Source organism: Bacillus sp. ISL-75 (assembly GCF_018613095.1).
In genome coordinates this window covers 46127-58542 of the sequence record NZ_JAGGQX010000023.1, presented here as the reverse complement: position 1 = coordinate 58542, position 12416 = coordinate 46127, and the positions used below count along the sequence as shown (strand labels likewise).

10 protein-coding genes are annotated in these 12416 nt (G+C 38.4%); all 10 read left to right on the top strand.

Annotation, left to right across the window (positions count from 1 at the left end; translation table 11 throughout):
- Positions 1–4 precede the first annotated feature (4 nt).
- Positions 5–1471 (top strand): NAD-dependent succinate-semialdehyde dehydrogenase, encoded by a 1467-nt coding sequence (locus tag J7E63_RS10845; protein WP_215011885.1) that lies wholly within the window; start codon positions 5–7, stop codon positions 1469–1471.
- Positions 1472–1615: 144 nt separating this feature from the next.
- The gene (locus J7E63_RS10840) at positions 1616–2656 is read left to right on the top strand and encodes a zinc-dependent alcohol dehydrogenase (protein ID WP_215011883.1); all 1041 of its coding nucleotides are present in this window, start codon (positions 1616–1618) and stop codon (positions 2654–2656) included.
- 60 nt (positions 2657–2716) lie between these two features.
- Entirely contained in the window at positions 2717–3706 is a 990-nt protein-coding gene (locus tag J7E63_RS10835) for a thiamine pyrophosphate-dependent dehydrogenase E1 component subunit alpha (protein ID WP_215011875.1), read from the top strand.
- Positions 3707–3728: 22 nt separating this feature from the next.
- Entirely contained in the window at positions 3729–4715 is a 987-nt protein-coding gene (locus J7E63_RS10830; RefSeq protein WP_215011873.1) for an alpha-ketoacid dehydrogenase subunit beta, read from the top strand.
- Positions 4716–4729: 14 nt separating this feature from the next.
- The gene (locus tag J7E63_RS10825; protein WP_215011871.1) at positions 4730–6037 is read left to right on the top strand and encodes a dihydrolipoamide acetyltransferase family protein; all 1308 of its coding nucleotides are present in this window, start codon (positions 4730–4732) and stop codon (positions 6035–6037) included.
- Between the two features lie 10 nt (positions 6038–6047).
- Positions 6048–7439, top strand: coding sequence for a dihydrolipoyl dehydrogenase (gene lpdA, locus J7E63_RS10820; RefSeq protein ID WP_215011869.1), 1392 nt, complete (start codon positions 6048–6050; stop codon positions 7437–7439).
- Positions 7440–7664: 225 nt separating this feature from the next.
- The gene (locus tag J7E63_RS10815) at positions 7665–9287 is read left to right on the top strand and encodes a sigma-54-dependent Fis family transcriptional regulator (RefSeq protein ID WP_215011867.1); all 1623 of its coding nucleotides are present in this window, start codon (positions 7665–7667) and stop codon (positions 9285–9287) included.
- Positions 9288–9508: 221 nt separating this feature from the next.
- Positions 9509–10180 carry a GntR family transcriptional regulator gene (locus J7E63_RS10810; RefSeq protein WP_215011865.1) on the top strand — a complete coding sequence of 224 codons (672 nt, stop codon included), beginning with the start codon at positions 9509–9511 and terminating at the stop codon, positions 10178–10180.
- A gap of 12 nt (positions 10181–10192) precedes the next feature.
- Positions 10193–11413, top strand: a complete 1221-nt coding sequence (gene lhgO, locus J7E63_RS10805) for an L-2-hydroxyglutarate oxidase (protein ID WP_215011863.1) — start codon at positions 10193–10195, stop codon at positions 11411–11413.
- A 343-nt stretch (positions 11414–11756) separates the two neighbouring features.
- On the top strand, positions 11757–12329 hold the full coding sequence (locus J7E63_RS10800; RefSeq protein ID WP_215011861.1) for an IMEF encapsulin system ferritin-like cargo protein: 573 nt from the start codon (positions 11757–11759) through the stop codon (positions 12327–12329).
- Positions 12330–12416 lie beyond the last annotated feature (87 nt).

Genomic DNA, 12416 nt, shown 5'->3' with positions numbered 1-12416 from the left:
TACAATGTTACAAGCTACAAAACTATTAACTTTGATTGACTTAGAGAATATTAAATTATTCATTAACGGTGAGTGGAAAACGGCAAGTAACGGTTCTACATTTTCAGTGAAAAATCCAAATACCGGTAATGTTGTTGCTGAGGTTCCAAGAGGTGCAAAAGAAGAAACGAAAGCCGCCATTGAAGCTGCAAATGCAGCATTTCCAAAATGGGCTAAGCTTACAGCAAATGAAAGAGCGGATTATTTATTAAAAGTACGTGATTTAATGTTGGAGAACGAGGCTGAACTAGCAACTATTATGAGTATGGAAATGGGTAAAGCCTACTCAGAAGCATGTGGAGAAGTGAAATATGCTGCTAGCTTCTTATCGTGGTATGCAGAAGAAGGCCGCCGTATATATGGAGAAACGGTTCCAGCTTCCTCTCCAAATAAAAGATTGTTTGTTGTGAAGCAACCAGTTGGTGTAATTGCTGCCATTACCCCTTGGAATTTCCCGTTAGCCATGATGACTCGAAAGCTAGGACCTGCTTTGGCTGCCGGTTGTACCGGAATTGTCAAACCAGCAAGCCAGTCACCGCTTTCAGCCCTTGCTTTTGCTAGCCTTGTTGAAAAAGCTGGTATTCCAAGTGGAGTAGTGAATATTGTGGCAGGTGCTACGAGAGAAATATCTGATGAAATCTTTGAAAGCCCAATAGTTAAAAAGGTCTCTTTTACAGGATCTACTGAAGTTGGTAAAAAATTAGTGGAAAAATCCGCAGAACAATTGAAAAAGCTCTCTTTAGAGCTTGGCGGACATGCTCCTTTCATCGTCTTTGAAGATGCAGATTTAGAAAAAGCAGCTGAGGGAGCAGTAGCGAGTAAATTCAGAAATGCAGGTCAAACATGTGTTTGTGCAAATCGGATTTATGTTCATGAAAATATTAAAGATGAGTTTTCAAAGCTGTTTGTTGAAAAAGTTCAGGCGTTAAAAGTGGGTAATAGCTTGGATCAAACTGTACAAATTGGACCACTAGTAAGTAAAGATGGTCTAGATAAAGTGCAAGAGCATGTTGAAGATGCTAAATCAAAAGGTGCGGAAGTTTTGATTGGCGGTAAAGTTACAGGGGATCCAAACGGTTTTTATTACGAACCGACTATTCTTGCTAATGTTACAAAAGATATGATTATCATGACAGAGGAAACATTCGGTCCAGTTGCACCTATCACAGCTTTTAATAATGATGAAGAAGTGATATTCGAAGCGAACAATACAGAGTACGGATTAGCCGCTTATCTTTACACATCAAACATTCAACGTGCAGTTACTGTTTCTGAAGCATTAAACTTTGGTGTGATTGGACTTAATGATGCTGTTCCTGGTGTACCTCAAGCTCCATTTGGCGGGATGAATCACAGTGGATATGGGCGTGAGGGCGGTCACCAAGGAATTAGAGATTACTTAGAAGAGAAGTTTATTTCTTTAGGACTATAAGAGTTGAAAAAGGATCCTTCTGAAAAAGTAATAAAACCTTTCTTAGAAGGATCATATTAACCAATGTATACATTATCATATTTTACCTGAGAAGATAACACTTTTCAGCTTAAATATTACTAACTAATAAGCGAGTGGATCAGAATGAAAGCACTTATGAAAACGGAGCCTGGTTTCGGAAATTTAAATATACTGGATATTCCTGAACCAGTTTGTGATGCAACAGGAATTAAAATAAGAGTGCGTTATTCCGGAATCTGTGGAACAGATATGCATATTTATCATGACAGCTATAAGAGTTATCCACCTGTTGTGATTGGTCACGAATTTTCAGGAGAAGTTGTCGAATCTGGAAAAAATGTAAAAAATATCAACCCAGGGGATATTGTTATGGTGCTTCCTTCCATTGCCTGGACCTGTAAGAACTGCATGTACTGTAAACAAGGCTATTATATGTTTTGTTCAGAACGGAGAAGTCTCGGCAGCGGCGTGAATGGAAGCTTCACGAAATATGTAGTTGTAACCGAAGAAATGGTGTATAAGGTACCATCTACCATTTCTTTACAAGAAGCAGCACTTGCGGAACCATTAGCTTGTGCAGTACAAGCTATTGAAGAATTGACGGAGTTTAACGCAGGTGATTGGGTTCTGCTTTCAGGTCCGGGACCAATCGGACTAATTTCTTTAAGTTTACTACTGAGTAAAGGCTGTAATGTGATCGTTACAGGAACAAGTCAGGATATTACAAGACTGAACATTGCTAAAGAACTTGGAGCACATACAACGGTTGATGTTTTTACCGAAGATCTTCATGAAATTATAGAAGAGTTGACGGATGGTGTAGGTGTAGATATTGCTGTGGAATGCTCTGGCGCACCATCTGCCGTAAACCACTCCATTAAAGCGTTAAAAAAGCTGGGGAAATACATTCAGATTGGTATTGTAGGAAGTACGGTAGAAATGGATATTGATTCCATTTTATATAAACAAATTCAAATATTCGGCTCCTTTGCTCACTCCATGCAAACCTGGGAAAAGGTAAAGAAAATCTTATCGACGAAAACGATTGATTTAAAGCCGATTATTACTGATGTTATTCCACTAAGCGAATGGGAAAGAGCTTTTGAAATCATTGAATCAAGAGAATGTGGAAAAGTGTTGATGTATTACGATTATAAAGAATAAAGAATGAATTTCCATTTATCGGAAAAGGCAAACAGTTTAAATGTGAAGGGGGTTTCCCTTATGGAGACAAGAACAGTTGGTAGCATTGAAAAGCTAGGAAAAGAAAAATTGAAAGATTTGTTATATCAAATGATTCTAATTCGTGACTTTGAAGAAGCGGTTGAAAATCAGTTTATGCAAGGGAAAATTCACGGAACCATGCATCTTTGTATCGGACAAGAGCCTACCGCTGTTGGTGTATGTTCGGTGTTAACAGTTCAAGATAAAATTACAAGCACACATCGCGGACATGGACATTGTATTGCGAAGGGCTCAGAAGTTAAATACATGATGGCCGAGCTATTGGGGAAAGAAACAGGGTACTGTAAAGGAAAAGGCGGATCGATGCATATTGCAGATTTAGAAATAGGAAATATTGGGGCTAATGGTATTGTTGCAGGTGGGCTGCCAATTGGTTGTGGTGCAGCCCTAGCCTCTAAGAAGAAGAATTTAGGTTATGTGGTCGTTTGTTTTTTTGGAGATGGAGCGACTAACGAGGGGGCTTTCCATGAAGCAATTAATCTAGCATCTGTTTGGAATTTACCAGTCATTTTCTTCTGTGAAAATAATCAGTATGGAATGTCAAGTTCCATAAAAGAAATGACGAAGATAGAGAATCTATCTGAACGGGCCAGTTCATACGGTATACCAGGAATCACCTTAGACGGTACTGATGTCATTGCTGTAATGGAAGAGACACAAAAAGCGGTAGATCGTGCTAGAAATGGAGAAGGACCTACGTTAATAGAAGCTAAGACTTATAGATGGCGAGGACACTCCAAAAGCGATGCTCGGAAATACAGAACTCGGGATGAAGAAAAAGATTGGATGACAAATAGAGACGGAATCAAGCTGTTTAAGGAAAGACTACTGAATGAAGGTATTTTTTCAAAAGAAGAAATAGTTGAAGTAGAAGAAAAAGTAAAAAAAGTAATCGACGAAGCAATTGAATTTGCAGAAAACAGTCCGGAACCATCACTTAGCTCACTTGAAGAAGACGTGTTTGCATAACGAAAAGGGAGGAGGAAAATTTATGCGTAAAATTACCTATGCAGAAGCAATTAATGAAGTTATGTGCCAAGAAATTGAAGCAAATGAAGACGTTTTTATTTTAGGTGAGGATATTGGTATTTATGGCGGTGCCTTCGGATTAACAAGAGGAATGATTGAAAGGCTGGGGCCAGATAAAGTATTAAATACTCCAATTTCAGAACAAGCCATTACAGGAGTTGCGATCGGTGCAGCCTTAATGGGAATGCGTCCGATACTAGAACTTCAATTTTCCGATTTTGTGACGGTTGCGATGGACCAAATCGTAAACCAAGCAGCTAAATTACGTTATATGTATGGAGGAAAGGGAAAAGTTCCTATAGTTATCCGTACTCCGGGTGGCTCTGGAGCTGGTTTTGCAGCTCAGCATTCACAAAGTTTAGAAGCTTGGATGGCACATGTTCCAGGATTAAAAGTGGTCCAGCCATCTACAGCTTATGATGCGAAGGGTTTGTTTAAAGCAGCATTAGAAGATGATAATCCAGTTATTTTCTATGAACATAAGCTTTTATATGGAATGAAGGACGACGTACCTGAAGAATCCTATGTTATTCCCCTTGGAAAAGCTGATATTAAGCGAGAAGGTAATGATGTCACAGTAGTTGCAACTTCGATTATGGTTCATAGAGCAATGCAAGCAGCAGAAGAGCTTGAAAAAGATGGAATTAGTGTAGAAATTATAGACCCACGCACGTTAGTGCCACTTGATACAGAAACAATCGTAGAATCTGTGAAAAAAACCGGGCGCGCAGTTGTTGTATATGAAGCAGTTCAACGTGGCGGATACGGTGCTGAAATTGCTAGTGTAATTAATGAAAGTGAAGCATTTGATTTCCTCGATGCTCCAGTAGTAAGACTTGGAGGGAAATCTGTACCGATTCCGTATAATCCAACCCTTGAAAAAAAAGCAGTTCCCCAAGTTGAAGATATTAAGGATGTTATTAAATCAATGATACTAACGTATGCCTGACAGGAGGATAGAACATGGCTGAACAAGTATTAATGCCCAAACTCGGAGCAACGATGGAAAAAGGAACGATATTGGAATGGATGAAGAATGAAGGGGATCGAGTTGAAAAAGGTGAACCTATTCTTGAGATTATGACCGATAAAATCAATCTTGAAGTGGAAGCTACAACCTCAGGCATACTATTAAAAAGATTATATAATGTTGATGAAGAAGTAGCCGTTCTAGAACCAATCGCCTATATTGGACAGGCGGATGAAACTATTAAGGATATGCGAAATACTGTTTCAGAGGGGTTAAAGGTAGAGGTAGAACCATTAGCAGAAAACACTGCTCCGTCAATCGGTACGGAAAAACAACCAAATTTTAATGGAATAAATAAACCAAGAAGGACGCCTTCAGCGAATAAGCTTGCAAAAGACAATGGGATTGACTTACGCCAAATTAAAGGTACAGGTCCCAATCATCGAATCCAAGTAAGGGATGTTGAATTATATATCAGCAATCAACAAAAAGTAACTCCCCTTGCTAGTAAACTAGCAAATTACAATAATATCAATTTAGCGAACATCCAAGGCACGGGTGCAAACGAAAAAATTGTATCCTCTGATGTTCTGAACAACCAACCAATCTCGAAGAATCAAACTCTTCAATATATTGGCTTGCGTAAGGTTATTGGCGAAAGAATGGTCCAAAGTGTTACTACAGTACCGCATGTTACACTTACCTCTGAAGTTGAAATGACAGCAGGAATCGAATTAAGAACGAAACTATTAGATAAAATTTTGAAGGTATCGGGGCATCGTTTATCTTATACCGAAATTTTTATCAAAGCTGCAGCAACCGCTTTAAAAACACACAAATTGGTGAATTCTTCACTAAACGGGAATACGATTGAAATTCTATCGGAAGTCAATATCGGCGTAGCTGTTGCTGTTCCCAATGGGTTAGTAGTGCCAGTTATCAGAAATGCAGATAGGAAGGGACTTGCAGCTCTTACGGAAGAAAATAAGCGAATTGTCAAACAGGCTAGAGAAAATAAACTAGCTCCAGAAAATTTGGCTGGTGGAACATTCACGATTAGTAATTTGGGGATGTATGCCGTTGATGCATTTACGCCTATTATTAATCAGCCACAATCTGCGATCCTGGGAATCGGACGAATTCGGGAAAAAGTCGTTTCTGAAAACGGATCATTTGCGGCAAAGCAATTTGTTACCCTCAGCCTCTCATTTGACCATCGTGTGATTGATGGGGCTCCGGCAGCTGAGTTTCTCACTGAACTGAAAAATTTAATAGAAAATCCTTATGAATTAATGGTTTGAGGTGAGATATATGAAGATATACGATTTAATAGTAGTTGGAGGGGGCCCAGGCGGTTATGTTGCTGCAGAATTCGCCGGGAAGCAGGGCTTGTCAGTCGCTCTCATTGAAAATCAGTATCTTGGAGGAACTTGCCTGAATACTGGGTGTATCCCTTCAAAAACGCTTCTTAGGCATTCCGAATTCCTCGACATGATAGAAAAGGCAAAAAAGTGGGGAGTAGAAGTAGAAAACGTTAAGTTGTCTTTCGAAAAAATGATGAAACGAAAAACTACTGTTATAGAGAATTTGCGAAGAGGAGTAGAATTCCTCCTGAAAAGCGCAAATGTTGATCTCTATAATGGCTTAGCAACCATTTTACCCGATTATCGAGTGAAAATTGAGGCGAATAATATCCAATCTGAGGTGTATGGTAAAAAAATTATCATTGCTACTGGTTCAAAACCCTATGTACCATCAATTAAAGGTGTTGAACATATTAAGGCCCATACAAGTGATACGATTTTTGATTTAGCTTACATACCAAAATCAATCGTCATCATAGGCGGAGGAATTATCGGAGTGGAATTTGCCTGTATTTTTTCCAGTTTGAACGTTGATGTTACGATCATTGAAATGGGTGAAAGGTTAATTGCTGGAGAAGATGAAGATGCGTCGAGGTTAATGACGAAAGAACTTAAGAAAAAAGGAATCACCATTCATACATCTGCAAAAGTAGTTGAGGCTGGTGAAATCGATTCAGAAAAATCGATAACTGTGGAGCTGAAGAATCTAGATCAGGTGACAATTTCCGCGGAAGAAGTTCTGTTTGCCTCAGGGCGTAAACCAAATGTAAGTTGTGTCAATAAGTTGGGATTGAAGATGATTGGTCCATTTATCGCAGTAAATAAGCAAATGGAAACAAGCTTTCCGAATGTTTATGCTGTTGGGGATGTAATTGGCGGCTGGCAATTGGCACATGTTGCAAGTAGTGAAGGTATAGTAGCAGCGTCGAACGCTTCAGGTATATTCAAGGAAGTTGATTATAAAGTTGTACCACGTTGTATCTATACTTTTCCGGAAATTGCTAGTGTTGGATTATCCGAAAAGGAGGCAAAAGAAAGAGGCTATTCCTTTCGAAGCGAGACACTGCAGTTAACAGCAAATGGCAAAACATTAGCAATGGATGAGTCATCCGGGTTTATTAAGCTGATTGCGGATGATCGCTATGATGAAATTCTTGGAGCGGTAATGGTTGGTCCTCATGTAACCGAAATGATTTCTGAGGTATCCACAGCTATTTTTCTCGAAGGCACGATGGATGAATTAGCTTCAGTAATCCATCCACATCCTACCGTATCAGAAGGGATATGGGAAACCGCAAGAGCCTGGTTAGAGAAGAAGAAAAATTTAGTTATTCAATAATATAAAAAACGGCTGGTACAAAGTATTTTATGAGATTTGTACCAGTCTCCTCTTTTTTGTGAAAAATCACCAAATACCCTAGTAATATCCATTATTTCCCCCAGTTTAAGGTATAAAACTTTCCGAAATATACCAATGTCTGTTATTATATAAAAGTGACAATTCGGAATTTTACACCTTCTTTTGTTACAAAACCCATTATTACTATTGAACGGAGGAATTTTTTTGCCATCCGATTATTCTTACAAAGAACTATATAATAAATGGGACCAATTTATTAATGGCGGAAATGATACTTCCCATCTGAGAAAAGAGGTAGCAGATTCATGGAAACGCTGCCGAAAATTAAATGTTAATCCCTTCAAAAAACCTCCTTTATTGGAAAAGGATGGAATTCAAAAGTTAATAAGCAAAAATCAATTATTAATCAACGAAGTTGCTCCATTTATTAATCTCATTAGCGATATAACAAAAGAAACTAACTTTTTGTTTGTGTTAACGGATAAATACGGAAATGTATTAGATGTTAGAGGCGACAAACATGTGGTCGAGCAAGCGAAAAAGAGTAATTTCGTAATTGGGGCAAACCGCTCTGAAAGTGCCGGTACAAATGCAATCAGTGTCACCATTACAACAAGGAAGCCAATACATATTGGTGGGCCGGAGCATTACAACGTACTTTTTCATCAATGGGCGTGTGCAGCTGCTCCAATACATGATGGTAATGGGAAATTAATAGGAGTCCTGACACTTTCAGGACATTATTCACTTAAGCATACCCATACTCTTGGGATGGTTGTCTCTCTTGCTAAAGCTATAGAAAACGAACTTCTTGTGAAAGAAAGAAATGTAGAAATAAAAAAGAACAATCGGCCTTCACAGGGGAGTTATTTTACATTTGAAGACATTATTGGTAGTGGAGAGGGAATACAATCTGCCATTAATATGGCAAGAGTAGTGTCGAATTCAAACTCACGAATCATAGTCGAAGGGGAGAGTGGAACGGGTAAAGAATTGTTTGTACAAGCCATTCACAATGCAAGCGAGAGAAGAGGAAGCCCATTTATAGCAGTAAACTGTGGTGCCATTCCTGATCAACTTATTGAAAGCGAGTTATTTGGATACCAGGAAGGAGCATTCACTGGGGCAAAAAAGGGCGGTATGGCAGGCAAGTTTGAGTTGGCTCATGGAGGTACGCTATTTTTAGACGAAATCAACAGTATGCCTGAGGATATGCAAGTTAAATTATTGAGGGTATTACAGCAGAATGAAGTGACGCGTGTGGGTGGATCGACCCCCATTCCTATCAATGTTAGAGTAATAGCGGCATCTAATGAATCACTTGAAAATTTAGTTGACAAAAATAATTTTCGAAGAGATTTATTTTATCGATTAGGAATCATTGTATTTCAAATCCCGCCACTACGTGAAAGGTTGGAAGACATTCCAGAGTTATTTAATCACTTATTAAATAAAATTAGTAAGGGATTGAATCAAAAATGTCCGGAATTTGACCCAGCTATCTTAAAATATTTAAAATCATATCATTGGCCAGGTAATATAAGAGAGCTAGAAAACTATATAGAAAGAGCAGTCGTGCTCTCTCAAGGGAAGAAGATTACAATAGAACATTTTCCTTATAAAGTAATTGAACATATGTTTTTGCCTGAAAGAGTGGAATTAACCACATTGGAGAAGGTGGAAAAGGAATTCATAATCAAAGCTCTAGATGTCTATGATGGGAACATTTCAAAAACTTCTGAGCTCCTTGGCATTACTAGAAAAACATTATATAACAAAATGAAAACGTTTAATCTGAAAAAAACTAGGGAAAGAATTTCACTCTAAATTAAAAAAAGGAATATATGGATAAACGGACAAGCTGGGAGTTCAGCATTGTCCGTTTTTTATTTTATATATTTCATTTCTGGGGCCATTATCGATATATAAGATTGGATCCTAAATAAAATTGATTGGATACAGAATTATGGAAATATAGGCATTGATGTGCTGAAAATGGTGTGATAAACTTATTATTGTATCCAAAATAAAACGAGGTGGATATTCTGATGACTGAAATAACTCCAAATAAATCTACGATAGTAAAGACAGTAACGAAGTCTCTTAGACAAGTCATATTAGATGGGACATTGAAAAAGGGAGACCGGCTTATTCAAGAAGAATGGGCGGAGCGGCTCGGTGTCAGTCGCATGCCTATACGGGAAGCACTGACGCAACTGCAAATGGAAGGTCTGGTAGAGCTAGTCCCTCATAAAGGGGCAATAGTCACGCCGATTACACATGATAATATTGAAGAAATTTACCAAACCCGTTCGATACTTGAAGGCTTAGCTGTTGAAAAATCACTACCCTTCTTAACTGAAGATGATAAACAAGAATTAGAAAACATCTTACTTCAAATGGAAGCGCTTAAATTAACCGACGAAACGAATGATGAATATATTCGACTAAACGCCTTATTTCACGAAACTCTTAGGAAAGGTTGTCCATGGCCAAGGGTCCTTAAAATTGTTGAGACGCTTGGAATTTCACCAATAGCGCCTAATTTATTAATTGATGAGTTTCAGGAAACACAACGTGAGCATCGATGCATTTATGAAGCGGTGTTACGCGGGGATCCTTATGAACTACGGGCGGCGGTGGAGTATCATATTTTTCGCACCAAGAACAATTTAATTAATTATATGGAACGTTTAAAGAGCAAAAATCTAAATAAATAGGGGGCGTTGAATATGTATGATTTTGCAATTGTTGGTGGGGGGATAGTCGGTTTATCCACAGGAATGGCACTTTACGTGCGATACCCGAATGCGAAAATTGTTGTGATTGAAAAAGAAAAAGCAGTAGCTGAGCACCAAACAGGCCATAACAGCGGTGTCATTCACTCAGGTATTTACTATAAACCCGGAAGCTTTAAAGCAAGATTCGCTAGGCAAGGAAGTCAGTCGATGACAGAATTTTGTCAGATTCATGGGATTGAACATGATATTTGTGGGAAAGTTATTGTCGCCACGAAGCAGGAAGAATTGCCGCTTCTTGATAATTTATATAATCGCGGACTTCAAAACGAACTGAATATTGAAAAGATTGGTGCGGATGAATTAAAAGAAATAGAACCACATGTACGCGGACTTGGAGCGATTAGGGTTCCGCAAGCCGGCATTGTGAATTATCGACAGGTTAGCGAAAAGTTTGCAGAGATTATCCAAGCACATGGCGGTGAAATTCAGGTTAATACTAAGGTAGAAAAAATGCAAGAAGATGTTGATGCTGTCCAGATTGAAACGAACCGTGGCACATTGAAAGCTCGTATTGTGATTAATTGTGCAGGGCTTCATAGTGATCGTGTTGCGACAGCGTCAGGGTATAAAACAGATATGAAAATTGTCCCTTTTCGCGGAGAATACTATAAATTAAAGCCGGAAAAACGTTATCTAGTAAAAAATCTAATTTATCCAGTACCTAATCCAAACTTCCCGTTCCTTGGTGTTCATTTTACACGAATGATTGGAGGCGAAGTCGATGCGGGTCCTAATGCAGTGCTTGGGTTTAAACGGGAAGGGTATAAGAAAACCGATTTTAGTCCGCGTGATTTAGCTGAAACCCTTTCATATGGCGGATTCTGGAGGCTTGCAAGAAAATTTATGAAAGAAGGACTTGAGGAATATATTAGATCCTTTAGTAAATCCCAGTTTACCAAGAGTCTTCAGGAATTGATTCCAGAGGTTAAGGAAGAGGATTTAATTCCGGCTCCTTCCGGCGTACGGGCACAGGCACTAAAAAGTAATGGTACCATGGTTGATGATTTCCATATTATTATAGGCAAACGAACTTTGCATGTATGCAATGCCCCCTCACCGGCTGCAACCGCTTCAATTGAAATTGGTAAAGAAGTTGTCAGAAGAATACCTAATCAAACGCACTTAATAGAAAATGTTTCAAATATAATATAAAAAACAATTGAAAGAAATCAGGTTCAATAAGGATGATGTTTATAGCAAACCAAGCCCCTTGACGTTATAACAGGATTCAAAAATATATATTTACCCTTAGAATCGTAGCAGAATTGATTTTAATAGAATAATTATTTCATAACGAGGAAACGCAATTCTTTCTTACATTTAAAATGATAAGAATGGATAGCGTTTTTTTATAATTCATAGTGTTATAAATTTATACTTGGTCTTTAAGGGGATATCAGGGGAGATTATGGTGTATTTAATTTATCGTCTAATTGTTTGAAAACTCCATTCAACGTCAATAATGACAAATAGTTGAAATCCGGGGGTGCATTTAGTGAAAGAAGAATTAAAGATTTTTTATCAAATTTTTACGACAACCAAAGATGCGATTGAAAAATTTATGAATATGTTGGATCCGGTCATTCAGAACGCTACAGATGACCATGAACGACTTTACTACCATCATATTTTTGAAGAAGAGGAGCAGCGGCTTTCCCGATTAGTAGAGCTGATTCCGCTGATCAGTAAATTTGAAAAGGAAAAGGATGAGAAAGATTTTGCGCCGACGAATAATGAATTTAATCGGCTCTTGCAAGAGTTGAACCTCGAAAAATTCGGGTTACATAATTTTGTAGAACATCTCGATTTAGCCCTATTTCGCTTTACCGATGAGGAACGCAGCACGATGCTTAACCAATTACGGGAAGTATCCTACCGGGATTATCAGCAAGTAAAGGCGATGTTACTGGAGATTAATAAACGTTTCGATAATGACTACATAGACCCGCATGCCCATCATGATCACGATCATGACCACTTAGACCGGTCTGGTACAACATCGGCTGCTATCCCAGTCGTATCTTCAGCTAAATATAAAAAGGGGTTTACTGTTGGGAGCTTAATTTAGGCCGTACTTACATAAGTAAATAGACTCAAATTCATACGATTTATGATGTATGGCGGAATAAGTTGAGAACTTGGCGGAATTCCTTCC

Coding starts and splice junctions, on each gene's coding strand:
- J7E63_RS10845 (WP_215011885.1), top strand. CDS start 5: ATGTTACAAGCTACAAAACTATTAACTTTGATTGACTTAGAGAATATT.
- J7E63_RS10840 (WP_215011883.1), top strand. CDS start 1,616: ATGAAAGCACTTATGAAAACGGAGCCTGGTTTCGGAAATTTAAATATA.
- J7E63_RS10835 (WP_215011875.1), top strand. CDS start 2,717: ATGGAGACAAGAACAGTTGGTAGCATTGAAAAGCTAGGAAAAGAAAAA.
- J7E63_RS10830 (WP_215011873.1), top strand. CDS start 3,729: ATGCGTAAAATTACCTATGCAGAAGCAATTAATGAAGTTATGTGCCAA.
- J7E63_RS10825 (WP_215011871.1), top strand. CDS start 4,730: ATGGCTGAACAAGTATTAATGCCCAAACTCGGAGCAACGATGGAAAAA.
- lpdA (WP_215011869.1), top strand. CDS start 6,048: ATGAAGATATACGATTTAATAGTAGTTGGAGGGGGCCCAGGCGGTTAT.
- J7E63_RS10810 (WP_215011865.1), top strand. CDS start 9,509: ATGACTGAAATAACTCCAAATAAATCTACGATAGTAAAGACAGTAACG.
- lhgO (WP_215011863.1), top strand. CDS start 10,193: ATGTATGATTTTGCAATTGTTGGTGGGGGGATAGTCGGTTTATCCACA.